The sequence below is a fragment of the Amycolatopsis tucumanensis genome (assembly GCF_021654135.1).
Taxonomy (GTDB): domain Bacteria; phylum Actinomycetota; class Actinomycetes; order Mycobacteriales; family Pseudonocardiaceae; genus Amycolatopsis_E; species Amycolatopsis_E tucumanensis.
This window is the reverse complement of record NZ_JAKGSD010000013.1, coordinates 1-23,663: the sequence shown is the minus strand read 5'-3', so window position 1 is coordinate 23,663 and position 23,663 is coordinate 1. Positions and strand designations below refer to the sequence as shown.

The following is a 23,663-nucleotide window of genomic DNA, read 5'->3' as shown; positions in this document are numbered from 1 at the left end:
TGGGGGCCGTGATCTGGGCCGCGATCGGGTCAGGGCCCCGGCGTCAAGCCCCTGGCCGCGGTGTCGGCGGCTCGAGGTCGGCATGCTGCTGCACGAGTGTCCCCAGGTCGATGAGGAGCGAGCCGAGCGCGCGCTGACGGTTGGGTGGCATCTCGCCCTCGCGTAACTGCAGGATGGCGATCGGGAGGTTGCCCGCCATTGTGCTCAGGGTCTTGACCAGGGCTTCGGTTTCGATGGCGGCTTCGGGCATGATCAGAAGCCCTCCCGCAGCCGGTAGGCCTGTCGAACCGGTTCGCACGGCCACGCCTCGGCGCAGATCTGGCAACGATCGCCGACCGCGACGGGTCCGTGCAGCCCCAAGGTCAAGGCCAAGAGCGCGTAAAGCTGGGCCGGTTCCGGAACGCGCGGTGTTGTCGGGGCCTCGAGGGCGTTGGGGCGCCGCTGCCAGGAGGTCGGAAGGGGTGTGCTGGTGCGGTGATCCAGTCGTGTTGTCATTACGGGTACCTCTTCCCGGTCGGGTGCTTGCCGTGATTCCACCGGGTCGCAACCAGACGCTCCAGAGCGCGAAACACGCGTAAACCCGGCACGAATACCGCATCCAGAGCACTGACCTGCGGTAACGTGTCGGTCTCAGAAGGTGACAGGGGAGGAAGATCATGGCGGCCAAGCGAACCGGGCTGGCCCGTGCCCGCAGGGCGGCCGGGCACACCCAGGAGCGTTTGGCCCAGCTCCTGGGCATCGACACCAGCACCGTCGCCCGCTGGGAGTCCGGCTTGTCCGAACCTTCCCCACACCGGCGGCCGCGGCTGGCAAAGCTGCTGCACATCACGGAGCGGGAGCTGGAAGGCCTGTTGGGCGACCACCAGTCCTCCACGGATCCCACGCGGGCTGGGACAGGCTCACCAGACACCTTCCTCGTGCCAGTGGTCATCGAAGGGCGCACGGTGCTTCTGTCCTTGGACGAGCCGACCGTGGCTGCCCACGCTGTTGATCCGGGCGTTGTTCCGGTCGGAAGCGGCGGCGTCGCGGCGACAGCGGCACAATGGGGCGACATGAGCCCTTTGGACCGCCGTTCCTTGCTCAGAAGCGGCTTGGCGGTTGGCGCCTTGCCAGCGCTTTGTCTGGATGAGTTGCAGCAGGTCGCCGCCGCCCGTGCCGATGCGCGACGATACTTCGACCGTTCGGTGCTGGGCTACTTCAAACGTCAGCTCGAAGCCTGCAAGTCGGACGACGGTGACCGGGGACCGAAGCGGACATTGCCCCTCGTGCTCGGGCTCCTCGCAGCAATCGAAGAGCACGCCAGCGAGGTCAAGCCACAGCTACGCCGTGAACTCCTGGCTGCCGGAGCTGAAGGCGCGGAGTTCGCGGCGTGGCTGTATCGGGACGTGCGGGACTTCGGCCGCAGCCTGTACTGGTACGACCGAGCGACCGAGTGGGCTCAAGAAGCAGGCGATGTGCCGATGCAGGGATACGTACTGCTGAAAAAGGCGCAACTCGCCTTCGACGAGCGTGAGCCGGTTCGCATGCTCACGCTGGCGCAGGCCGCCCAGCAGAAAGCGTGGTGCTTGCCCAAGCGTGTCCAGGCTGAGGCGGTCCAGCAGGAGGCCCGCGCCGAAGTGATGCTGGGAGCAACGGCCGACGCTGTCCGTCCGCAGCTCGAACGCGCTCGCGAACTGCTCGACGACGCCGCGGCCGAAGCTTCAGCCCTTGGCGCTCATTACAGCCAGAGGCTCCTCACCATGCAGACAGCCATCTGTCTCACCGAAGCGGGTGCGCCTCGTCAGGCCGTCGAACTTTACGAGCAGGCGCTGCGCGAGGACACGTTCTCCAAACGTGACTACGGCTTTTTCCTGTCGTTCATGGCCGGTTCCTTGGCTTTGGCCGGCGAACCTGATCAAGCCGCGCGCACAGGAATGGCATCCGCCAGCCGAGCGCGGGAGACCAACTCCGACCGCACCAAACAGCAGCTCGTCACCGTCCTGGCTTATCTCCGGCCGTGGCAGCATCGCCCAGCCGTTCGGGAGTTGCGTCAGGCTGTCGCGGCGTGATCAGCCTGCGGTCAGCCAATCCGCAGTCGCGTCAATCACCTGCGCTTGCCATGCTTGGCTTTGCGGATCGGCGTAGGTCGGGTCGTCGTGGACGGCGAAGCCGTGCTGGGCGCCCTCGAGTTCGAGTAGTCGGTGCTCACAAACCAACCTTTGAGACGCGTCTCGCGACGAGTCCACGGAGATGAAGGTGTCTGCGGTGCCGTGTACCACGAGCGTGGGTGCGGCGACCTTGCTGAGCAACGCGCGTGGCCGCACCCAGAAGACCTCGTTGAGTAGGGCCCGGCTGAGTTTGAAGGTCAGTGAGTGCGGAAGGAATCCCCGCGCGGTGAGTTCCTTGGCTGCTTCGGCCGTGAGGTAGTCGCCCTGCCAGAAGTCCTTCTGATCGACGAAGCGCGCCTTGTAGTCGAGCAACGGGTTGAACAGCACCAGTCGGTGAACCTCGTTTGGTCGCAGCGCCGTGTAGTAGGCGGCAAGGCCGCCGGAGAAGCTTGCTGCGAGCAGCGAGAGCACTTCGATGGTGGTCTCGGCGCGAAGGTGGTCGAGTCCGGCACGCATGGAGTTGAGCACCGCTGACAGCGACAGGTCTTCTTGGCGTCCCTCGCTGTCACCATGGCCGGGGAGATCGAAGCGGAGTGATGCCACGCCAGCCTGGGCGAGGCCGGCGGCCAGGCGAGCGAAGAAGCCGCCTTCGTCCCTGGTGACGCCGCCGCCATGCACGAGCACGACTCCCGTGGCTCCATGCTCTTCTGGCGCGACGATCGTGCCCACGAGCCGGAGGCCGTCGGGACTGCGGAACGAGGTTTCCCTGCTCGTGACAGGCACGTGTGATCCCCAATCATCGCACTAAGGTCCTTGAGACTCATCGTAATCGGTTCTCCACGGAGCGCACGCGCCGTCGGCTCATCACACCTGGATGCAGTTCTTCACGACAGCTGCCACGACGTGATCGGTCGTGAGTGCCTGGTAGACCATCGCCAGGTGCTCTATCTCACTGGGCAGGTTGCGCGGGGCGGCGGCGGGCACGGCGACTCGTCGGTCGGTCGGTGTGCGCGTTCGATCTTGGAATCTGACGAGCGCAGTCGCAAGTACCGCAGCTTCGACGATGGCGGAGCGTTGCGCAACCGGTAGGTCACGTCCGCGCATTTCGCTTCGCGCATTCTCAGGTGCGTCGGGGTGGGTGTAGGGCGCCAGCAGCATCTGGGTGTCGCGGATGCGGATGACCTTGCGGTAGGTCCCGGAGAGGCCGTGATGGTGGTCGAGTTCGGGTAGGCGAAGCTGTTGCGCCGCGGGGCCGAGCGCCCGCTCGAGGAAGGCCAGGAGTTGGTTGATGCGTGGGATCGCGGCTCGAAGATCCTGGGAAGGTCGCGTGACGACAGGGGTGGATCTCATCAGCAGCATGGTCGTGAGGACTTCGGCTTGACGGTTGTGCGCACAGTTGCCGTCCCCGGGGAAGGATCCTGTCGTGAACTGACCCAGGTCGCGCTGGTGTCCGAGCAGGGCGTGGGATATCTGCCTGCTGATCACGTGGTTGCGGTGTAGTTCAGTGGTGTAGCTGGGGAAGCGGATGACATCGCACCCGGCGGTGGCGATGAGCATGCCGGCCGGTAGACCGTCGGTCGGCGGTGCCGGCAGCAGGGTGAGTGACCGGCCGCGTTTATCCGCGACGGCTTGGAGGAGGTCCGAAAGCTGGAATCCCACGGGCATGCCCAACTGGCGGAGGTGCTGGTGGCAGGCTGCGCGCAGGGCCGGATCGATGGTGTCCACGGTCGAGGTGCTCCACGGTTCCCACCAGTAGCGCGCGGACCCAGTGGCGCGCGCAGCTACTGTTCGTGATCGGTAACCGGCGGGGCCGCTTCAGTGACAGGGCACCGACGAGATCGTGACTCTTAGTGACAGTTCTGCTGGGTTGTTGGGCTGAAAGTAGCAGGACCAGGGGGAACTGTCCACGAATTCGACACGCAGAGTGTTGATAGTTGGCCCGCGGCTCGCCATACTCACTGATCATCACCGGGCCTGAGCCTGGTGACCGATAGTGAGGGGGTCGGGGATGAGTGGGGGAGCTGTCGACCGGCACATGAAGCGCCTGGCGCATCCGCACCGTGATCGCTGGGTCCTGTTCGACTCACGCATGGCGCTGCTGGCGGTCGGAGATGAGCTGCATCAGGGAACATCGGCGCGTTCACGTCTCGATCCGACGGCGCGTGACCTGCTGTTGCCGCGTTTCCGGGAAGTCCTGCGCACGGCGCGAGCCTCAGTCGGCGCGGCCTACCACTCGGGCAGGCGGTGGCTGGTCGAGGTGCATCCGGTAATCGGGGCGGGAAAGGGCGGCGTGCTCGGTGCCCAGGCGATCTACGGCAACCAGTTGCCTGCGCGGCCACGGGTGAGCGGCTGGGAGTGGCGCGTCCCTGCTCTGGGCTCCGGTGAAACGGTGCGCACCTACTGGTCGCCGGAGGTGTTCCAGTTCGGCGACGAGGCGTCGCGCCGGTGCTGGGAAGGTGCGCACTTCTTGGATGAAGTCTTGTTGGGCTCGTGTCGCGTGCGGATGCGCGAGCTGCTGGCCAAGGCGATGCGTGTGGGGTCCGACTACCAGGTGATCGAGGAGTTCGCCGCCCGCGATGTCACGACGGGGTCCGTCATGGCATTGCGGATGTCAGGGCGTGCTGAACCGGCGGATGGTAGCGGAGTGCGGTGGATCCGCGGGTTGGCACAACGGGTTGCGGGACCGCATCGCGGCCGCGACGAGCGGGCTGACCTGCTTGCCGCGGTGTTTGCCGACCCGGGGGCTGCGCTCGGGGTCATCGACCCCGCTCATCGGCAGATCTGGATGACGTCGGCGAACTTCGGTCGTCTCCTCGGCGTGCGGATGCCGAGTACCCGGTCTCTTGTGGACTTCTGTCATGACGATGATGTGCCTGCCGTGCAGGATTTGCTCGACCGAGTCGCACAGCAAAGTCCGGCGACCTTGCACCGGGCGCGGTTCACGACACCGGATGGTTCCTGGCGGGCACTGGAAGTCTCGGCCACTCCGACGCGAGTTGACGACGAGACTCACGTGCTGGCGCGCTTCACCGCGTTGCCGGGGTGAGGTCAACGCGGCCGGAACGTGGCTGCGCCGGCGCTCGACAGATCGGCGCGGGCGTTGCGCACGGTGCGCGCGAGGTCGAGGAGGTCACCGGCGACGTCCGGGGTGACACAGCGGTGGATGTGCACGCCTCGAACGCCGGCGCGCTTGAGGTCACGTAGCGCGGACAGGAGTTCTCGCTCGGCGTCGTTGATCGCGTCGTCCGAGCCGGTCAGGAAGCCGAGGGGCTTGCGGAGGACTTGTGCCAGCGCACGCAGGTTCGCCTTGCTGACCGGCGCTTGCAGATCGTCCTTCTCCAATTTGGAGATGTACTGCCGGCTACGAACGGCTCCGGTGTATTCCGTGATCGCGGCGGCGAGTTCCGCCTGTGTCATCCCGCGGTGCCGCCGCAGGAGCCACACGCGCTGGCCAAGCGTCAGGCCGGCGAAGAGGGTCTCGGGCGCGGTCCGGTACAGCTCGGCCAGGGCATCTACGAACTCCATGGTGAGCCGGCGGAGGCTTCCTTCCTCGACGCTGGTCAACTCACCGCGTGTCAGCGTCTGGCCGGTGTGCTTCCGGACGTGCGCGGCCGCCTCCCGGACGGACAATCCCCTGTCTTCGCGCAGTGCTCGAAGACGTCGACCTAGCTCTTGCGCCGCGATATCCGACGACCCCTGACTGTTCGACATGGACGTTACCCCACTTGTGACTTGGCGCTCCCGCAACGGAAAACCAGCCGAATGTTACGTCGATTGAGCATGGCGCCTCCGCTTCCTATGGTCAAGACCATCAGATCACAAGGCGCCGCGCGGCGGATCCCGGTCAGGTGAGGGACCGGCGGGGACGACGCCCGCGGTGGTGCCGGGGCGATCCCCGGTACCGCAGGAGGGGGAGCTTCGATGCGAGCGCACCAGGGGAGCACATGCACCGGAGATCGTCCGGTGCATGGTGGTTGCGCTCGCATCGAAGCGAGTGCGATGACCCCCGCGCGAGGCGCCGGGCGACTGGCAAGGGAGGTGCCGTCGGCCCGGTCGGTGGCCACGGCCCCTGCGATCAAGGGCGCAGCGGGCCGGGCCGGGAAGGGCTGGCGCGCGCCCCGTTCACGCGCCCGGGCGCTGCGCCAGCCCGAACCCGTGCCGGGGCGGAACTTTGCAACGGGGTTCCCGAAAGGTTGGCCGGCGGCGGAGAGTATGTCCGCATTCGCCGCGCTGGCCTGTGCCGGCCGGCCGATCCTGGTTGCCGGAGCGGAAGGAGGCTGTGGTGCGACCACGGTCGCCGCGCTCCTCGTCGAGATTTGCGCTGCGGCGCGCGTCGGCGGCGTCCTGGCCGTCGATCAGTCCCGCCTGCCGTGCAGCGGCGGATTGGGGCTCCGGCTTCTCGGTGAACCGATCGACTTCCCCGCACCGTCGCTGGCGACAGAGGTCCACAATGGCCAACCACTCCCGATGTCACCGGCAGGAGCGGTCGTGGTCACCGACGTCCAGGGCTACACGCCGCTCGCGCGATTGCTGTCGGAAGTTCCGGGACAGTTCGCCGTCACGGTGACCGATTTCGGTCACGTCGACCTTGCCGTGCCCGCGCAGCTGGCGGAAACGCCGTACCGGCCTGTCCTGGTCGGCCGAGCAGATGTCGCGGGCGCGCAGGCAGTGTGCGCCGCACTGAATTTCGTGCGAGCGCGGCCCGTGGTGGTGCTGTCGTCGACGGCACCTTCGAACCGTCGTCGCGTCCGAGCCGCGCTCACGTTGGTGCGGTCCGCCGGCGTTCAAGCTTTGGTCCACCTCCCATTCGACGCCGCTCTGGCTTCCGGCAAGGCGGTGCGCCTGGACCAGATCGGCAGGACGACCGTTCGTGTCTGCCTGCAGTTGGCCGCGCGCGTGGGAACCCCAGGGGAGGTGGGGCACCATGTCCATCTACTACGAAATGGCCCACCAGGTGGGCCTGGTCCTGGCACAGCAGCCGCCGCCTGGTGGCCCGGATTTCAGCAACATCGCCCCGGACAGTAAGGGCGTCCCGAAGTCGGGCGTGATGTACACGATCGCCCAGGTGCTGTTGTTCTTCGGGTTGGGCATCTGCTTCGTCGTGCTGATCGGCGGGATCGTCGTCTGGGTCGGCGGGCACATGGCCGGTGGCATGCACCTGAGCCAGAACGCGAAAACGAACATGGTGCGCGCGGCGCTCGGCGGGATCCTGCTGACCTCCGCGGGCGCGGTGTGGACCTGGATCGTCGCCGTGAACTGACAGCGAGGGGGATGGTGTGAAGCGGGTCAAGACCGTGGGCTACTCGGCAGCCCGCGCGGGGCGAGGCTGGGTCCTCCTGGTCGCCGTGATCGTCGGATTCGTCGTCGTGGGCGTCGTCGAGTATGTGGTGATCAACCATGTGATGTCGCCGGAGCCTCGGACGGCAGCAGGGGGCGGAGATGTTCCTGGCGGCACAGGAGTTCCGGTGTCGCAACGGCGGACGCCGGCGGGAGCGGCCAGCGCGGCGCAGAACTTCCAGATCGCTGGTTTCCGTGTCGCGGCAGGCACTCTCGACTCGCGTCACGCCGTCGCCGCTCTGCTCGATCCCGGCGCGACGCCGACCGCGGCCGCCGTCCTGGCAGCACCGACACAGCCGCAGGACCAACTCGCCCGGCAGCGGTTGACCTACGCGCCGTTATCTACCGTCGTCGAGGCCTTCGATCCGGACAGGGCGCAGGTGTCGGTGTGGGGCGTGGCCGCGCAGAGTTCACGGATGGCCCCGCAGCCTGGCGGCACGGAGGATTGGGGCCGGTCGACGATCACCTTGCGCTGGGACGGCGCGCAGTGGCGGGTGACCGATCAGCGATTCGAGAGCGGCCCCTGGCCGGTCCGCAGCGAGGACCGCCTGACCGACGCTGATGGCGACTTCGCTTTCCGGTTCCGGGAATCAGTGCAGGGGTGGGCGTATGTGCCGGATGCGTGACACGCGTGCACTCCGGCGCGCGGCGGTGGTGCTCGGATTGCTGCTGGCATTGCTGAGCTCGGCGACGGCCACGGCGGGTGCGCAACCGGTCGACCCCGGCACCATCCCGGACAACCTGCGCAAGTACGTCGTGGACAGCCCGCAATGGGTCACGGCTCCCTGGATGACCGATCCGGCCTGCAAGGACCACGGCGGCGACTTCTCCCGCTACGCCCGCAGCGTCATCGACGACGCCGCGGACCTGTACGCGTTCTTCCAGCCCGACGTGATCAAGGACGACCACGTCAACGGGCTGGAGCGCAGCCAGGCCATCCTGCAGGCGTACCGCGATGCCGCCGCGGTCACGGTGCCGGCCGGCTACTGCGTCGAAATGGTGCGCACGTGGGCGCCGGCGGCCCCGGACTTCAAGCCGTTCGGGTTCCGCTGGGGCGACGGGACCAACACCGGGGGAGAACGGCACGCCACGGACGTGACCTGCAGCAACACCATCGGCGCCGACAACGCCCCGTGCGGTGGCTTCTACGTCAGCTGCGCTGGCGCAGTCACCCAGCAGCAGCACCAGCAGTGCCAGGCGTGGAACGCCTTCTCCGACGACTACGTGCAGCGGGTCCAGCGCGGCCGAGCGGCCGCGCTGGCCAAGTTCCCCGACCTCGGCGAGGACGACCCGATCTGGGGCACGCCGAGCGAGATCGCGCAGGACATCATGGACTGGACCGTCGAGACCGGCATCGCGGGGTTCGTGCAGTTCGTCGTCCAGGGCGTCACGCAGCTGTGGGCGATGTTCCTGACGATCGTGGTGACCGGCCTGGCACCGAACCTCGCGGGCGGCTCGTTCGCCGCCGTCTACAACCTGGTCTCCGGTGTCGCGCTCGCGGTCGCGTTCCTGGGGTGGCTGGTCACCGTCGCCACGGTCTGGAAGCAGGGGCGCCTGCAGTACGCGCTGGTGGGCGGGGTGAAAGCGGCGACCGCGGCGACACTGGCGGGGGTCGGCGCGATCCTGATGCAGCAGCTGGCCACCGAGTGCACTGAGTCGCTGCTGCTGGCGGGCGGGGACCTGGGCAAGCAGGCCGACTTCACCCAGAGCCTGGCGAAGACCAATCCCCTCGTCGGGTTGCTGGTCGGCCTGGTGATGGCCCTGTGCCTGATCTTCGCCCTGGTGTTCATGGTCATCAACGGTGCCCTGACTTTGATGTGGGCCCTGCTGGGCGGTATCGCCGCCGCAGGGCAGGTCCATCCGGCGTCCTCGGGCTGGTTGCTGAAGTGGGCCGGCCGCGGCACCGCCCTGGCGTGGTCGCCGTTCGTGATGGTCGCGGTCATGTTGCTCGCGCAGTCGCTGATGCTGCCGCTGGAGGCGTCGGAGTCGCTGCTGAAGCAGATCGTCGACGTGGTGCAGGGCCTGGCGCTGGTCCTCGCCCTGGTCGCCTCGCCGATGATCCTGTGGGAGCTGGTGGAGTTCGTGTCCGACCGGGCCGGGGGTGCGGCCGCCGTGGGTGGCCGGGCGACCGGACGGGCCGCAGCGATGACCGACAGGGCCGCCGCTGCCAGCCGCAGCGCCGTCGGGAGAGCGGTGCAGGGATTGCAGGCGGGAGCGGAGCACCTCGCTCAGCGGTTCTCCGGAGCCCGCGGTGGCGGCAGCGGCGCGCCCGCGTCCCCGGCGAGCCTGCCACGTAGCGAAGGGGGACCGGTGAAGCCACCGTCCCGGCGCGCCAGCAAACCGGCTGGTGAGACGGCAAGCGACGACGCCAGGAGCGGAACCGGCACGAAGGAACCGGACACCCCACCGCCGTCAGGTTCCGCCTCGTCCTTTCGGGACCGGCCGTCGGCCAACCGGGGGCGGGTCGTGGCGCGCAATTTCGTGCCGCCGGAACCGGCGGAACCACCACCCGCAGGCGACGGGGGAGAAACGCCACCACCGCCGGCATGACCCGGGCGGATCACACCACAGCACACCGAGGAGGAGCAGTTCGTGGAAGAGCAGGAGTTCGTCTTTCCGCCGCGCCGGCTCAACGGCGTGTTCGGACGCGTGGGACTGGGCCAGGCGGTCGCGGTCGTCGTCGGCATCGCGCTGCCGTGGGCGGGAATCCGCACCGGATCGCCGGTGGCGTTCGCCGCGCTGGCCGCGGCGGGGATCGCAGTGGTCGCGCTGGCGTTCACCCGGATCGGCGGCCGTTCCCTGACGCAGTGGATGCGCCCGGTGCTCGGCGCGGCGTGGTCGCACCTTCGCGGGGCGCACGTGTACCGGGGCGCGGTGTTCGGGCCGGACTCGCTGGCGCACCGCATGGACCTGCCCGGCGACCTCGCGAGCCTGCGGATGCTGTCAGCCCCCGGTCCGGACGGGCGGCAGCGCATCGGCCTCGTCGTCGACGAGGCGAACCGGACGGTGACCGCGGCGCTGCTGACCGAGGGGACTCCGATCATCCTCGAAGAGTCGGCCGAGCAGTCGTCCCGCCTGAGCGAGTGGGAAGCGGTGATGGAATCCACCACCGACGAGGACGGCGCGATCGCCCGCTGGCAGTTGCTGTTCCGGTCGATGCCGGACGCGACCAACCTCGCCCAGCGCTACTACCTCGACCGCGTCGGCGATCGCGGCACGCCGGCTGCGGAAGCGTTGCGTGAGCTGGTGTCGCAGGCCGCCCCAGCGGGTCAGCGGCACGAGGTGTTCTTCGTCGTCGCGTTCGACCTGTCCCGGCTCGCCGGCGAGATCAAGGCGGCCGGCGGTGACGACGAGGCGCTCGGGATCGTGGTGGTCGAACGGCTGGCCGAGCTGAGGCGCCAGCTGGGCGAGGCCCGGATCCCGGTGAAGGGCTGGCTGTCGCCGGGCCACTACGCGGCCGTCATCCACTCCCAGTTCGATCCCGAGTCGCTGCCCCTGTACGACCTGCAGGCCGGGGAGGAGGGCGAACTGGACCCGCGGGCGGCGGGGCCGTCGGCGGCGGAGCGGCAGTGGCGGGCGTTCCTGCACGACTCGGCGGTGTCCAGCACGATCTGGGTGCACGAGATGCCGCGCCGCCCGGTCCAGCGGAACTGGTTGACGCCGCTGCTGCAGCAGAGCGATGTCCGCCGCGCCGTGACCCTGGTGGCCGAGCCGCTCGGGGTGTCGCGGGCGGAGCGGTCGATCAACAACCAGCGCCTCGCCGCGGGCGGCAGTATCTACGCCAAAGCCCGGCACGGTCTCGTTGTCGACGCGCGGACGCGCCGCGAGCTGGCCGCCGCCGAGCGGCTGGACGAAGAGATCGCCGAGGGTGCCGGCTACTTCCGGTACTCGATGTTCGTCACCTGCACCGCGCCCGACATGGCGTCGTTGCGCACCGCCGTGACGTCGGTCCGTCGTCGCCTGACCCGGATCCGCTGCGCCTCGATGGTGCTCTACGGCGAGCAGGACCAGGGCTTCTACGCGGCCGCACTGCCGCTGGCGAGGGGGCTGTCGCCGATGTGGTCACTCACCGGCTCCTGAAGGGAGGCACGCACATGCGCACCATCGTTACTCGCCCCGGGCCTCGCCGGGACCGGCTGGGCGCGCACCGGCCCGCCTCGGGCCGGCTGGCCCACCGGATGCGGCTGCCCGCGCACACCGCGACCAGCAGCGTGCTGAAGTCCTGGTACCCGTGGGTAATGGACCCCGGTCTCGGGGTCCCCGGCATCTACCTCGGCATGGACCTCTACAGCCGGGCGAGCTTCCTGTGGGATCCGTGGGAGCTGTACCGGGCCGGGGTGATCACCAGCCCGAACGGGCTCCTCGTCGGCGAGATCGGCAGTGGCAAGTCCGCACTGCTCAAGTGCATGATCATGCGGTTCGCCGCGGTCGGGATCCCGTTCAGCTGGGTGGACGTGAAGGACGAGTACACGGCCCTCGCCCACTGTCTCGGCGTCGAGCCGCTGCGCCTCGGCCCTGGGCTGGGGGTGCGGCTCAACCCGCTCGCCGCGCACGGCCGCTACCCGGGGCAGAGCGAGCAGGCGTGGCGCGCCGACCTCGCTGCCCGCCGCATGGCGCTGCTCGAGGGGCTGGTGCACGTGCGGCTCGACCGGCCGCTGACGATGACCGAACGCACCGCTCTGGAACTCGCCCTCGCGTCCTGCACCGGAGAACTACCCGGCGCCGCGCGCGACCAACTGGCGCCGGCGTCGCTGCCGGCCGTGGTCGCCAAACTCACCGCCACCGACGAGTGGCAGGACGCGTTGCGCGTGCGCGGCATCACCGCGCAGCAGCTGCTCGACGATTCCCGCGACGCGCGCCTAGCCCTGCATGGCCTGGTGGACGGGCCGCTCAAGGGCATGTTCGACGCGGCCGACGACACCCAGCGCTACCTCGACTTCGACGCCCCCGGCACCGTGCTCAACCTGCACGCCGTCCGCGCCGACCAGGCTGTGACGGTGATGTCGATGGTGTGCGCCCAGTCGGCGATGGAGGCGGCGCTGATGCGCCCCAACGCGCGGCCGCGTCTGGTCGGCTACGACGAAAGTTGGCTGGCCATGCGGTACGTGCCGTTGCTGCGGCGTCTTCAGGAGGCGGCGAAGCTGGCGCGGATGTTCGGCATCACGAACCTGCTGGCGGCGCACCGGCTCACCGACTACGCGCCAGGTGCGGAAGGTTCGGAAGCCGCGCGGCTGGCTCGCGGCCTGATCGAGGACACCGGCTTCCGCATCGTCTACCGCCAGGTCGACGCGAGTCTGCCGCTGACCAGGGACATGCTCGGCCTGACCGACGTGCAGACCGCGCTGCTGAAGTACCTGCGCAAAGGCACCGGCATGTGGCTGCTGGGCAACCGGGCCTTCGTCGTCCAGCACCTGCTGTCGTCGGTGGAGCACCCGCTGGTGCAGACCGACTCTCGCATGCAGGCCGCCGCGACCGCCGCGGGCGAGATCAGCGACGAGGACTGGGAATCACTTCTGGACTCCTCGGCCGCGGAGGCGAGCTGACATGCGGCGCCATCACACAGACAGGCCGGTCGTGCGCCGCCGCCGCGGCCACGACGTCGTCTCCGCCATCGTCCTGGGTAGCCTGGCCGGGCTCGGGCTGCTCACGTGGTCGGCGGGCCAGCTCACCGCCTTCGTCACCGACCGCGGCTGGCCCAGCTGGACAGGACACCGCCGAAACCTCCTCGGCCCGATCCTCGGCGTCTACACCCACCCCACGGACCCGATGCGCGACTGGCCGGGCCTCGGCGCGGCCGGAGCGCCGCCGGGCGCGATCTTCTGGTTCGTCTACACCGGAGTCCTCGCGATCGCGATCTACCTGACCGTCGCGGTCATGCGGGAGGTGCGGGGCGGTTCGCGGCCCGGGTTCGCAACCCGCCGGGAAGTGGCCCGCGAGTTCGGCGAAACCGCGTTGATCAAGCAAGCACCGCGGCTGCGGCCCACCCTCGCGCGGACCCGGGACCGGATCCGCCCGGAGCAGATGGGCAGCTACCTCGGTCGCGACGTCAACACCGGGGTGCGGTGCTGGGCCTCGGTCCGCAAGTCCAAGTTCGTCGTCGGACCGGCCGAGTCGGGTAAGACCGCGTGCGTGGTGATCCCGGAGGCACTCGACCACGACGGGCCGTTGATCGTCTCCTCCAGCCGCGCTGATGTCCTCGCCGCCACGTGGAAGCCGCGCTCCGAGCGCGGCCGGGTGCTGCTGTTCGACCCGCTGCTGACCACACCGGCGCTCCCGCAGGTCGAGTGGGACCCGGTGGCAGGCTGCGCCGACCCCGCCGTGGCGATCCGCCGCGCACAAAAACTGACGAGCACCGTGGACATGAGCACGGTGTCGGGCGCCGACACATGGCGGAACCGCGGCGAAGCGGTGCTGCGCAACCTGCTGCACGCGGCCGCCCTGTCGCACGGCGACATCCGGTCGGTGCTGCGGTGGGCCTACGACCAAACCAGCGTCGAGCCGGGCGCGATCCTGTCCCGCAGCTCGGTGACGCCGGACAGCTGGGCCGAGATGCAGTACAACACCGCCCGCCTGCCCGACCGGCAGCGAGCCGGCTACTACATGAGCGTCGAGGCCGCGGTCAAATGCTTCGAGCACCCCCGCGTGCTCGCGACCTGCTTGCCCCAGCCCGGCCACGGGTTCGACCCCGGCTCGTTGCTCGACGTCGACGGCGACACCACCCTGTACGTGCTCTCCCACGAAGACGAGCCGACCGGTGTCGCCGACCTGCTCGGCGCGCTGATCGACGAAATCCTGACTGTGGCGCGGGAACGCGGGCAACGCTCGCCCAACAACCGCCTCGACCCGAGCCTGCGCCTCATCGCCGACGAGGGTCGCAACACCGCCACCCTCGACCGGCTGCCGAACCTCCTCTCGGCCGGAGGCGGAGACGGAATCCCGACCACCTTGACCGTGCAGGACCGGGCCCAGGCCGACCACCGCTGGGGCGAACACGAAGCACGGGCGATGTGGGGATCGGCGACGATCCGGATGGTGCTGCCGGGCCTGTCCGACGAAGCCGAGCTGCGCACGATCGCCGGCTACGCCGGAGAGTTCGACGAGGAGCTCCCCAGCCTCACCACCGGGGAGCAGGGCCGCTCCACCTCCTACAGCATCCGCACCCGGCCGTCCCTGCAGCCAGACGAGGTCCGCGCGCTGAAGAAGTTCCACTCCCTCGTACTCGCCGCGGGCGGCCTCCGGCCGGTGCTGACCGAGCTGCAGCCCTACTTCCGCCGCGACGATCACGCCCTGACCGCGCGCAGCGAGGCCGAGTTCAGCGCCGCGCTCAACGACGGCCGGAGCCTGCTGTGACCGGGCAGATCCCGCAGCCCGCGTCGATCGAGGAACGCCTCGACGTGGCCCTGGACACCCTGGAACAACTCCTCGACGAGGCGCTCCCGGCACTGGTAGAGCGTGTCGAAGCGGTCGAGACCGCGGCCGGCACCCGGGCGACGACCGAACGGCGCGCCGAGTTCCGCTTCGGCTACCCGCCCACACCAGGCAAACCGGTGGACCCCGAGCGCAGCCTGCAGGCGTGGAACCGGCTCCACGAGTGGGTCCGGTGGCTGGCCGGCCAGTTCCGGCTGACAGCGCTCCTGCCGCCCTGCTGGCCGCAGCACCCCGTCCTGGTTGAGGAGCTGACCGCGCTCTACCTCGCGTGGGACGGCGCGTGGAAGTCGAGCGCACCGCCGGAGGCGCCCTCGGCGTTCCTCGAACGGCTCGACCGCGCCCGCGTCCGGTGGGCGGACACGAACTGGGGGATCCCGCGCTGCGACGGCTTGCACGAGCCCGGCGGGCTGGACGCCGCTGAGCTGTACCGGGCCTGGAACGACGACGACCGGCAGCGGTCGGCACTCCTCGCCGCGCGGGACGCGACACTGGCCCGGCTGCGGCAGCAGGACGGTGAGGCCGCGTGAGCCGCGACCATACGGATCTCCTGCGCCTGCAACGCCAGCTCGAGATGTTCCTCCGATCGCTCGCCGCTTCGGCGAGCGCCGAGCAGGAGGCGCACCGGCAGGCGGCGGAACGAGCGCGGGAGCTTCGGTATCGCGAGCAGACCGCCGGAAACGGGCCCGAGGTGGGGGTGTAGCCGTGCCTCCACTCGTCGCTCAGCTCGCCGCCAGCCCAGCAGGACGACGTGTCCTGCGACGAGCCCTGCTGGTCGTCGTCGGGTTACCGCTGGCGGCTGTGTGCCTGCTGGCGCTGAGCCTGCTGAGCGAGCCCGGCGCCGACGCCCACTCACTCGCGGGCGTCACCTGCGCCCCGGCCGGTGCGAGCCCCGGCCGGGTGGGGCAGTGGGACGAGGAGCAGATGGGAAACGCTGCGACGATCGTCTCGGTCGGACGGCAGCAGCAGGTGCCGGAGCAGGCGCTGGTGGTGGCGCTAATGGCTGCCATGACCGAATCCCGGCTGCGCAACCTCTCCTACGGCGATCGGGACAGCGTCGGGCTGTTCCAGATGCGCCCGTCGCAGGGCTGGGGCAGTCGCGAGCAGCTCACCGATCCGGTCTACGCCGCGAGCAAGTTCTATTCGGTGCTGCTCGCGGTGCCGAACTGGCTGGGCATGCCGCCGGGCAACGCCGCCCAGGCGGTGGAGCGCAGCGCCTTTCCCGACCGCTACGCCACTTTTGAGGACGATGCCCGTCACGTGCTCGGCGCGCTCGCGGGAGTGAACTGCGACGACTGGGTGCGGGGAAACGACCGCGCCGAGCGGGTCGTCTCGGCTGCGCTGAGCCAGCTCGGCGTGCCCTATGCGTGGGGCGGCGGCACCGCCCAAGGCCCGTCGCCGGGGATCGGGGTGGATTCCGGCGTGACCGGGTTCGACTGCTCGGGATTGGCGCTCTACGCCTACGCGCAAGCCGGCGTCGCGGTGCCGCACCAAACCCAAGCCATCTGGACGGCCTTCCAGCCTGCGATCACCGATCCGTCGCGCGTGGAGCGCGGAGACCTGGTTCTGCTGTCGGCCAACAGCGAACCCGGCGGGATCCACCACGTCGGCATCTACCTGGGTGACGGACGCGTGGTGCACGCGCCGGAAAGCGGCGGGGTGGTGAGCGTCGTCGACGACATCTGGAAACCAGGTTCCTACTGGGCTCGGCAGTTCATCGGCGTCGTCCGGCCAGGAACCTGACCACGACAGAGGGGGAGTGATGAAGGCGTATCGACCGGAATTGAGCTGGCAGCATGCCGAATCCGGGCTGGTGCTGCGCAGCGGCGACCGGCGGATCGACGTCCCAGCCGCGCTGGCCACCCATCTGGCCGCCGCGATCGACGATCCACGTGATCCTGCCGAGGATCTGCTCATCGCGGACGATCTGCTGCGGCGGCGCGCCAACTCGTTACGCGCTTGCGCCCGCCGGCTGACCAGCGAGATCAGCACGTGTGGAGATCGCGTCTCCGACCTCGCCCGGCAGTGGATCGAACACCGGTGGCGCGGGCGCCGCAAGGTCCGGCACCAGCTCGCTGATGCGAAGGCAGAGTTCCGGCGCCTGCTTGCCGAGGCCGAGCACACCAGCGACGAGCTGCACCGCACCTCGGGGTTGATCGACGCGGTGCGGCGCCTGGTCCTCGACCTCGACCACGACGAGGGATTGCTGGGCGACGCAGCCCGTGGCTGGCGACGACCGACCACACAACCGGCCTGGGTCACCACCTTCAACAGTGAGGAGGAGTTCCTGGCCGCCGACCCGCGCCGGGCCACCAGAGCGGTATGGGGCGGCACCATCGCCGACGCCGAGTACTTCGGAGACGGATGGCGCCGCGACGACGACGAACCGCTACCGGAGCTGGAGCCTCCCGCGCTCACCGGCCCTTGGCAGCTCAACTATCTCCCGCGCACCGGCGAGATCTATGCCCTCCGCCGCTGTGACCACCTCCCGGAGCAGGTGTGGTTGCTTGCCGACCACGCCGACGATCCCAGCCGGACCAGGAGCCTTTTGAGCAGCCTCGGCAACCGGCGACGGGAACCCAACTCGCTGCTGTTGGTCGCCACCACCGTGCACACCGCGTTCTGCCCAGCCGGCCGGCGCGACTGACCCCGGCCCGATGCCCTGTGGAGAGGAGGTGATGCCGCCATGTCCCGTGACCAGCGCGACCGCTCAGGCTAGGAGATCTCCGCCGGTGGGCGGCTTTGGTGTCGCCGCGGCCCGGTGACCCCAGCGGGCGCGTGGCACGCGCAGGACGTGCCACTCCACGGTGACCGCCGTTCCACCGCGTGATCTCGAGGTCGCGCTGGTCACAACTGAACCATCGAGCAAATCGCTCCGCTCAACCGCTTTTGGCGCTCTCTCGCGTGCGTGTGCCTCCCCACGCGCCGTCCACACCCGCTTCCTGGGAGGCTGCATGCCCACGTTCACCCGCCTATGCCGAGCTGCCGCGGCCTGCGCGCTGGCGCTCGCCACACTCGCCGCGCCCGCCCACGCCTCACCTGCCCCGGCCTCCCCCTGCCGAGAGGTCGCCCTGCCGGTCTCACTCACCGACGGCTCTCCCGCACGGCTCGCCGGAACCCTGTGCGTCCCGGAGGGCGCCGACCGTGTCGCGGTTCTCGTCCCGGGCATCACCTACGACCGCCAGTACTGGGATTTCCCTTACCGGCCCGACATCTACTCCTTCACCCGCCGCGCCAACGAGGCTGGACTCGCGACCCTGGCGCTGGACAAGCTCGGAACCGGACGATCCACCCATCCACCATCCACACAGGTCACCCTGCCGAACCAGATCGCCACGGTGCACCAGACGGTGCAGGCCCTGCGCACCGGTGCGCTCGGCCCGATCTTCACCAAGGTCGCCCTGGTCGGGCACTCCTACGGCAGCATCATCGCCTACGCCCTCGCCGGCACCCATCCCCGTGACGTCGACGCCCTGGTCACCACCGGCGTCACGCACACCCCGAACCTGTTCACCATCGCCACGCAGGTCTTCCTGCACCCGCAACCCGCCATGCTCGACCCCAAGTTCGCCCCGCTCGGCCTCGACGCCGGCTACATCACCACCCAACGGGGGCGAAAAGCCATCTTCTACGCCGCCCGAACCTCCGATCCCGCCGTGATCGACCGCGACAACGAGCTACGCGACCTCTACACCCTCGGCGACCTGGCCACCTACCTCAAGGAACTGGCCCTGACCTCGTCGCGCGGCTACAACGGCCCCGTCTACGTCGTCAACGGTGGCGACGACCAGCTCATGTGCGGCGCAGTGCCGCCGATGGGTGCGCCCTGCAGCAGCGGAAACGAGCTCGCCGACCACGAGAAGCCGTTCTACGGCCCGGAAGCCACCGTCGACGGCGCGATCATCCCGGACACCGGGCACGACCTGACGTTGTCCACCACCGCACCCGACACGGCGCAGAACATCCTCGACTGGCTCAACCGCCACTGAGAAGACCCCGGCCTGACCGGGCCGTGATCGGACGACGAAAGGAGCAACCGCAAGGAAAAGTCAGCAAGCACCTTTGCACACCTTGATTCTCTACATTGGAGGAAACGTGACTTTGACACGAACCAGAAAAGCCGCTGTGGCAACGCTTCTGGCCACCTCGGCAGTACTGGGCGGCGCCGCCACCGCCACAGCCGCTGCGCCGGATCACACCAGCAGTGACACCACCCGCATCGCTGCCTGCGCAGCCCGGCCCGGACCGGCCTACGTCGCCGGGGACCGGGTGAACCTGCGCAGCGGACCGGGCACCGGGTACCGGATCCTCGGCACCTACAACTGCGGTCAGCAGGTCAGCCTGCTCTGCTGGGCCACCCCGGGACAGCACCCCGGCTGGTGGTACCTGCAAATCTGGGGCGGCCCGACGGGCTACATGCGCGCCGACTACGTCGGCAACACCGGTCTCGGCCCCGGCCCCTGCCCGGCCTGACCACCACCCGGACCGCTTCCCTCATCGCGGTCCCGCAGATCCCGGTGCGCCAGCTCCCCGCGCACCGGCCCCAGCCCGAGATACGACAGGGGGAGCGCCCGTGTCACCATCCACCACCGCGACGCAAGCCGTTTCCCGGCGAATCCACCTGGTCGGCAGCCTGCCGCTCGAGGTCGCACCCGATCCGTATGCGGCGATGCGCTGGCAACTCGACCACGCCGACCTGGCTCTCCTCACCGCTCTGCCGGCCGACCGCGATCCGAACTGGATCGTCAGCTATCTGCGCAGACTCAATACGGTGCCGGGATTGCAGCAGGTCCTGCGCGGAGAATTCGCGCGGTACGACGAGCCCATCGCGTATCGCGCAGTCCCGGGACAGGGGCTGGATGCTCGTGACCTCGCGCTCGGTCGCCTCGCTGAGGTCGAGGAGGCGATGGCTGCTCGGCGCAGGCTCGCCCAGGAGTGCGGACGCGCGCTGCCACCGCACCAGGTCAGCATTCCGGCTCCGTTGGACCTGGCGATGTTCGTCTTCGGCGTCCCGGCCGCTGCGATGGGCCTGTTACCTGCTCGAGCATCCTTGGCAGCCTTTCGCGCGGCGCTCACCCACCTGCCGCTCTTCGCGGCGGCGGTCGCCGAGGAGATCCAGCAGATCCACCGCTGCTGGGGGCATGAAGTCGCGTTCCAGATCGAGTCACCGGCCGTCTGCGTCGCCTATGACCGATCGCCAAGGGGGTTCCGGCCACTCGTCACGCGCTACCTCGTGCGCGCCACCACCCGGTTGCTGGCGGCGATCCCAGCCGACGCGGCCTTGACCTTCCACATCTGGTGCCACGGCGACCTGAACAACGAGCCCATCGCCGATCCGGGCAGCCTCGTCCCGATGGTCACCTTCGTCAACCGGCTGTCGAGCACTCTTCGGGCGGCCGGACGCGCCATCGCCATTCCACCGTTCCACGCGGCGCTGGCAGACGGCGCCAGCCCGCCGCCGTTAGATCCAGGTTTCTACGAACCGCTTCGCGAACTGGACAAGGACGTGCCACTCATCGTGGGCCTGATCGACGAACAGCACCCGTCGCGAGCTTCGGTCGCGCTACGTCTCGTTGAGCGGGCACTCGCCCGGCCGGTCGTCGCCGTTTCCGCACCCTGTGGCTTGGGTCGGCGAAGCCCAGCGCGCGCCGAGGCCAACATGCGCCTTGCACAGAGGCTGGCGGAAAGCGAGTTCCGCTCGCCCAGAATCACCCCGCTCGACGGGGTCGCTGAGGACGTGTAGGCACGGCGAGCGTTCACAGCCGTCGCCCCGTGGCTTACAGCGCCTCGTCCTACCATGGTGGTGCCGGTGACGTGGCGGGACTCGTCGGAGGCCAGGTAGAGGACGGCGTTGCTGATGTCCGCCATATCGAGCCATGGGATCGGCAGCGCGTTGAGCGTCTTCATGCCGACGGCGGCCTGCTCCCGGGTCGCGCCGTCGATGCCGCCGAGGAACAGCTTCCAGGACGCCTCGTTCGCCACCATCGGGGTGTCCACAGTGGCCGGGTGGATGGAGTTGAAGCGGATGCGGTGCGGCGCCAGCTCGATCGCGAGCACCCGCATCAGCCCGGTGACGCCGTGTTTGGCGGCGGTGTAGTGGGCCAGGTTGAGGAAGCCGATCAGGCCGGCGATCGAGCTGGTCAGGATGATCGAGCCGCCGCGGCCGCGTTCCACCATGGACGGTGCCGTTGCCCGGACCGTCTTCCACACGCCGGTGAGGTTGATGTCGAGGATGTCCTGCCACTGCTGTTCGCTGAGCTCCAGCGCGGACCCGAAGCTCGCGATGCCGGCGTTGGCGCAGACGACGTCGATGCCGCCGAAGCGGGACAGCCCTTCCTCGACGACCCGTTCCAGGGCGGCGAGATCCCGGACGTCGGCCTGCCGCGCCAGCACCCGCCCGCCGAGTTCCTCGACGCGCTTGGCGGTTTCGGCCAGGTCCGCGTCGGTCGCCCCGTCGTAGGGCGTGGTGCCGACGCTCTCACACAGGTGGACGGCGATGATGTCCGCGCCCTCCCCGGCCAGGCGCAGCGCGTGCGCGCGTCCCTGGCCGCGGGCGGCTCCGGTGATGAAGGCGACTTTGCCTTCGGCTCGCTTCATGGGTGTCCTCCACGGATCGGGGTGACCGTCAGCGTGACCGCGACGCCGCGCGGTGTCTTCGGTCAACCGGTCAACCGCGGGGCGCCCGGTTGACCATCTGGCGGATACGCTGAGGCCATGTCCGCGGCGACCGACGACGCGATCCGCGCGGCCACCAGGCATGTGGCGGCGGCGATGCTGCCCGACCTGACCGCGATCGCCGACGGCACGGTCGCTCACATCGCGGCGGGCATGCCCGAGCTGGCCGAGCGCGACGCGCTGGACCTGGCCCGAGCGACCGCCTTCGCCAACAGCGAGGCGCTGCTGCACGCCCTCGTCCGCGGTGACCAGCCGAAGGACGTGACCACCTCGCCCGAGGTGATGCGCTCGACGCGCTCGATGGTGCAGCACGGGCTCAGCCACGACGCGGTGATGCGCGGCTACCGGCTCGGCATCACCCACTGGTGCACGCGGTGGGGACGGGCGGTCGAGGAGCACTGTCCCGACGCGGCGCTGGCGGTGCCCGTCGTCAACCAGGGCACGACGTTCCTGTTGTCCTGGCTGGAACTGGTCAGCGACCGGCTCAGCGCCGAGTACCGCGACGAGGCCGAGCGGCTGGCCAGGGAGGGTTCGCTGGAACGCGCCGAGTTCGTGCGCCGCGTCCTCGCGGGGGAGACCGACGTCGCGGAGGTCCGGCTGCGGCTGGGGTACGACCTCACCGGCAACCACGTCGCGCTGGTCCTGAAGAACCCGCGGGAGGGCAAGCGCCCGCCGCTGGAATCGACCGCACGGACGCTGGCCGCCTCACTGACCGCCGCGGCGCCGCTGGTGGTGCGGGTGGATGTGGACACCACGTGGTGCTGGGTGCCGACGCGCGACGCCGCCCGGCTGCCGTCCGCGGGCGCGCCGGTGCTGGCCGGGCAGGGGTGGCCCGCGGCGGGGCCGGAGGGGTTCCGGCGCAGCCACCGGCAGGCCCGCGAAGCGCTGCGGGTCGCGCAGCTCGCGGGCCGTCCGGCGGGCACCGTCACCCACTTCGCGGACCTCGACGTGGCGGCGCTGTGCAGCACCGATCCCGGCGTCTGCCGCACGTTCGTGACCGAGACGCTGGGGCCGCTGGCCGCCGGCACCGAGGACGCCCGCCGCCTGCGCACCACGCTCGCGGTGTTCTTCGACGCCGGCGGCAACTTCCGGGCGGCGGCCGCGCGGCTCGGCGTGCACCACAACACCGCGCGGTACCGGGTGGACCAGGCGGCCGCCCTGCTCGGTCAGGCGCCCGGGGAGCACCGCCTGCGACTCGAACTCGCGCTCCACCTGGCCGACCGGCTCGGGCTGGTCAGCTGACCGGGTCGGATGCCGCGGTCAGCCGCTTGTGCTGCTCGGGGGACAGGCCGAGGGTGGCCGAGGCGAGCAGCGCGCCGAGCTGGGCGACCGCGCTGACGCTCTCGCCCGGTGTGTGCTGATGCGCCGCGGCCTGGGCGACGCCTTGCGCCTGCCGACTGGCCCGGACCGCGCCCAGCTGGCCGGCACCTACCAGGCGACGAGCGGCCTTCCGCAAGCCGAAGGGCCTCAACGCCGCGCGCACGATGACGGCGATGGGCGCGTTGTCGATCGCGATGTTCAGCGGCATCACCCTGGCCCTGATCGCGCAGGTCAGGATCGCCGAGAACCAGTGCGACCTGGCCGGCTGCGGCGATCGGGCCTGTGACTTCGGCAAGCAACGCGACCTTGTGTGCGCGAGGGATATCGAGTTGCAGTTCGCTCGACGCGGCAGCACGGCTCCCGGATTGGTGCCCAGCGCTGAGTGGTTGAGCAGATCGCCCTGCTTCGCGGTTTCCGCCGCGTCCGCAACGGCTGTGAAGTCCGCGACGAAAACCGGGAAGCCTTCCTCGGCATTGGCTGCAACACTATCGGGCGGCGTCGACCTGGGCCGAGTTAGTGCTCGACTCGCTTGGTGATGGTTCGGGAAGGCGGCGGTTGCTGCTCGTGGACAGGGAACTGGCTCAGACTCTGGGCGTGCCCGTTAGTGTTCGGAGGCGTTGTCCTTGTCGTGGTCGCCCGGGATGACCGCGTCGGTGAGGGCTTGTGATGGCGCCTTCGCCCGGCCGGTGAAAGTGATCTCACCCTCGGTGTGCAGCCGTTCGACCATGTGCGGATAGTGCAGCTCGAACGCCGGGCGCTCGGACCGGATCCGGGGCAGCTCGGTGAAGTTGTGCCGCGGCGGCGGGCACGAGGTGGCCC

At 69.7% G+C, this 23,663-nt stretch carries 23 protein-coding genes and 1 pseudogene; 16 read left to right on the top strand and 8 right to left on the bottom strand.

What is annotated here, in order from left to right; genetic code table 11:
* Positions 1-43 precede the first annotated feature (43 nt).
* Positions 44-250 (bottom strand): hypothetical protein, encoded by a 207-nt coding sequence (locus L2C96_RS15570; protein ID WP_237336666.1) that lies wholly within the window; start codon positions 248-250, stop codon positions 44-46.
* A 406-nt stretch (positions 251-656) separates the two neighbouring features.
* Here L2C96_RS15570 and L2C96_RS15565 point away from each other — a divergent pair, with 406 nt between their 5' ends.
* Positions 657-2,048 carry a helix-turn-helix domain-containing protein gene (locus L2C96_RS15565; RefSeq protein ID WP_237336665.1) on the top strand — a complete coding sequence of 464 codons (1,392 nt, stop codon included), beginning with the start codon at positions 657-659 and terminating at the stop codon, positions 2,046-2,048.
* On the opposite strand, the gene L2C96_RS15560 is transcribed toward L2C96_RS15565, so the two are convergent.
* The gene (locus L2C96_RS15560) at positions 2,049-2,816 is read right to left on the bottom strand and encodes an alpha/beta hydrolase (RefSeq protein WP_237336664.1); all 768 of its coding nucleotides are present in this window, start codon (positions 2,814-2,816) and stop codon (positions 2,049-2,051) included.
* Between the two features lie 135 nt (positions 2,817-2,951).
* Positions 2,952-3,812, bottom strand: a complete 861-nt coding sequence (locus L2C96_RS15555) for a DUF6545 domain-containing protein (protein ID WP_237336663.1) — start codon at positions 3,810-3,812, stop codon at positions 2,952-2,954.
* Between the two features lie 310 nt (positions 3,813-4,122).
* On the opposite strand from L2C96_RS15555, the gene L2C96_RS15550 reads away from it, so the two are divergent.
* On the top strand, positions 4,123-5,133 hold the full coding sequence (locus tag L2C96_RS15550; RefSeq protein WP_237336662.1) for a PAS domain-containing protein: 1,011 nt from the start codon (positions 4,123-4,125) through the stop codon (positions 5,131-5,133).
* Between the two features lie 2 nt (positions 5,134-5,135).
* On the opposite strand, the gene L2C96_RS15545 is transcribed toward L2C96_RS15550, so the two are convergent.
* Positions 5,136-5,798, bottom strand: coding sequence for a transcriptional regulator (locus tag L2C96_RS15545; protein ID WP_237336661.1), 663 nt, complete (start codon positions 5,796-5,798; stop codon positions 5,136-5,138).
* Between the two features lie 759 nt (positions 5,799-6,557).
* Complete coding sequence (locus tag L2C96_RS15540) at positions 6,558-7,019, bottom strand: hypothetical protein (RefSeq protein ID WP_237336660.1); 462 nt, start codon at positions 7,017-7,019, stop codon at positions 6,558-6,560.
* Here L2C96_RS15540 and L2C96_RS15535 point away from each other — a divergent pair.
* The 12 genes from L2C96_RS15535 to L2C96_RS15480 all read left to right on the top strand — a co-directional run bounded on the left by L2C96_RS15535 (position 7,012) and on the right by L2C96_RS15480 (position 19,322).
* Complete coding sequence (locus tag L2C96_RS15535) at positions 7,012-7,347, top strand: hypothetical protein (protein ID WP_237336659.1); 336 nt, start codon at positions 7,012-7,014, stop codon at positions 7,345-7,347. The two genes, L2C96_RS15540 and L2C96_RS15535, sit on opposite strands and share 8 nt — an antisense overlap.
* Before the next feature lie 16 nt (positions 7,348-7,363).
* The gene (locus L2C96_RS15530; RefSeq protein ID WP_237336658.1) at positions 7,364-8,050 is read left to right on the top strand and encodes a hypothetical protein; all 687 of its coding nucleotides are present in this window, start codon (positions 7,364-7,366) and stop codon (positions 8,048-8,050) included.
* Positions 8,043-9,974: a hypothetical protein gene (locus L2C96_RS15525; RefSeq protein WP_237336657.1), complete on the top strand. Its 1,932-nt coding sequence runs from the start codon at positions 8,043-8,045 to the stop codon at positions 9,972-9,974. Before L2C96_RS15530 ends, L2C96_RS15525 begins: the two co-directional genes overlap by 8 nt.
* Before the next feature lie 42 nt (positions 9,975-10,016).
* Positions 10,017-11,504, top strand: coding sequence for an SCO6880 family protein (locus tag L2C96_RS15520; RefSeq protein WP_237336656.1), 1,488 nt, complete (start codon positions 10,017-10,019; stop codon positions 11,502-11,504).
* Positions 11,505-11,518: 14 nt separating this feature from the next.
* Positions 11,519-12,967, top strand: a complete 1,449-nt coding sequence (locus L2C96_RS15515) for a putative type IV secretion/conjugal transfer ATPase (RefSeq protein ID WP_237336655.1) — start codon at positions 11,519-11,521, stop codon at positions 12,965-12,967.
* Position 12,968: 1 nt separating this feature from the next.
* Positions 12,969-14,774, top strand: coding sequence for a type IV secretory system conjugative DNA transfer family protein (locus tag L2C96_RS15510; protein ID WP_237336654.1), 1,806 nt, complete (start codon positions 12,969-12,971; stop codon positions 14,772-14,774).
* Entirely contained in the window at positions 14,771-15,379 is a 609-nt protein-coding gene (locus L2C96_RS15505) for a hypothetical protein (protein ID WP_237336653.1), read from the top strand. Before L2C96_RS15510 ends, L2C96_RS15505 begins: the two co-directional genes overlap by 4 nt.
* Complete coding sequence (locus tag L2C96_RS15500) at positions 15,376-15,552, top strand: hypothetical protein (protein WP_237336652.1); 177 nt, start codon at positions 15,376-15,378, stop codon at positions 15,550-15,552. The genes L2C96_RS15505 and L2C96_RS15500 overlap by 4 nt, the downstream gene beginning before the upstream one ends.
* Positions 15,553-15,650: 98 nt before the next feature.
* Positions 15,651-16,592, top strand: coding sequence for a C40 family peptidase (locus L2C96_RS15495; RefSeq protein ID WP_237336651.1), 942 nt, complete (start codon positions 15,651-15,653; stop codon positions 16,590-16,592).
* A 70-nt stretch (positions 16,593-16,662) separates the two neighbouring features.
* Positions 16,663-17,496, top strand: coding sequence for a hypothetical protein (locus tag L2C96_RS15490; RefSeq protein ID WP_237336650.1), 834 nt, complete (start codon positions 16,663-16,665; stop codon positions 17,494-17,496).
* A gap of 307 nt (positions 17,497-17,803) precedes the next feature.
* Positions 17,804-18,838, top strand: coding sequence for an alpha/beta hydrolase (locus L2C96_RS15485; protein ID WP_237336649.1), 1,035 nt, complete (start codon positions 17,804-17,806; stop codon positions 18,836-18,838).
* Between the two features lie 136 nt (positions 18,839-18,974).
* Entirely contained in the window at positions 18,975-19,322 is a 348-nt protein-coding gene (locus tag L2C96_RS15480) for an SH3 domain-containing protein (protein WP_237336648.1), read from the top strand.
* Between the two features lie 1,002 nt (positions 19,323-20,324).
* Here the strand turns inward: L2C96_RS15480 and L2C96_RS15470 are convergent.
* Positions 20,325-21,512, bottom strand: coding sequence for a mycofactocin-coupled SDR family oxidoreductase (locus L2C96_RS15470; protein WP_308191153.1), 1,188 nt, complete (start codon positions 21,510-21,512; stop codon positions 20,325-20,327).
* A 51-nt stretch (positions 21,513-21,563) separates the two neighbouring features.
* Here L2C96_RS15470 and L2C96_RS15465 point away from each other — a divergent pair, with 51 nt between their 5' ends.
* Positions 21,564-22,766, top strand: a complete 1,203-nt coding sequence (locus L2C96_RS15465) for a PucR family transcriptional regulator (protein WP_237336646.1) — start codon at positions 21,564-21,566, stop codon at positions 22,764-22,766.
* Here L2C96_RS15465 and L2C96_RS15460 read toward each other — a convergent pair.
* Entirely contained in the window at positions 22,759-23,052 is a 294-nt protein-coding gene (locus L2C96_RS15460) for a hypothetical protein (RefSeq protein ID WP_237336645.1), read from the bottom strand. The two genes, L2C96_RS15465 and L2C96_RS15460, sit on opposite strands and share 8 nt — an antisense overlap.
* Between L2C96_RS15460 and L2C96_RS15455 the strand changes: the two genes are divergently transcribed.
* Entirely contained in the window at positions 23,018-23,380 is a 363-nt protein-coding gene (locus L2C96_RS15455) for a hypothetical protein (RefSeq protein WP_237336644.1), read from the top strand. The two genes, L2C96_RS15460 and L2C96_RS15455, sit on opposite strands and share 35 nt — an antisense overlap.
* Before the next feature lie 65 nt (positions 23,381-23,445).
* Here the strand turns inward: L2C96_RS15455 and L2C96_RS15450 are convergent.
* Positions 23,446-23,663 (bottom strand): annotated as a pseudogene (locus tag L2C96_RS15450) (cytochrome ubiquinol oxidase subunit I); the annotation flags it as partial.

Excerpts from the sequence above, each read along its gene's own strand:
- L2C96_RS15570 (WP_237336666.1), bottom strand. The coding sequence starts at position 250 with ATGCCCGAAGCCGCCATCGAAACCGAAGCCCTGGTCAAGACCCTGAGC.
- L2C96_RS15565 (WP_237336665.1), top strand. The coding sequence starts at position 657 with ATGGCGGCCAAGCGAACCGGGCTGGCCCGTGCCCGCAGGGCGGCCGGG.
- L2C96_RS15550 (WP_237336662.1), top strand. The coding sequence starts at position 4,123 with ATGAAGCGCCTGGCGCATCCGCACCGTGATCGCTGGGTCCTGTTCGAC.
- L2C96_RS15545 (WP_237336661.1), bottom strand. The coding sequence starts at position 5,798 with ATGTCGAACAGTCAGGGGTCGTCGGATATCGCGGCGCAAGAGCTAGGT.
- L2C96_RS15535 (WP_237336659.1), top strand. The coding sequence starts at position 7,012 with ATGTCCATCTACTACGAAATGGCCCACCAGGTGGGCCTGGTCCTGGCA.
- L2C96_RS15540 (WP_237336660.1), bottom strand. The coding sequence starts at position 7,019 with ATGGACATGGTGCCCCACCTCCCCTGGGGTTCCCACGCGCGCGGCCAA.
- L2C96_RS15525 (WP_237336657.1), top strand. The coding sequence starts at position 8,043 with ATGCGTGACACGCGTGCACTCCGGCGCGCGGCGGTGGTGCTCGGATTG.
- L2C96_RS15515 (WP_237336655.1), top strand. The coding sequence starts at position 11,519 with ATGCGCACCATCGTTACTCGCCCCGGGCCTCGCCGGGACCGGCTGGGC.
- L2C96_RS15510 (WP_237336654.1), top strand. The coding sequence starts at position 12,969 with ATGCGGCGCCATCACACAGACAGGCCGGTCGTGCGCCGCCGCCGCGGC.
- L2C96_RS15485 (WP_237336649.1), top strand. The coding sequence starts at position 17,804 with ATGCCCACGTTCACCCGCCTATGCCGAGCTGCCGCGGCCTGCGCGCTG.
- L2C96_RS15465 (WP_237336646.1), top strand. The coding sequence starts at position 21,564 with ATGTCCGCGGCGACCGACGACGCGATCCGCGCGGCCACCAGGCATGTG.
- L2C96_RS15455 (WP_237336644.1), top strand. The coding sequence starts at position 23,018 with ATGGGCGCGTTGTCGATCGCGATGTTCAGCGGCATCACCCTGGCCCTG.
- L2C96_RS15460 (WP_237336645.1), bottom strand. The coding sequence starts at position 23,052 with ATGCCGCTGAACATCGCGATCGACAACGCGCCCATCGCCGTCATCGTG.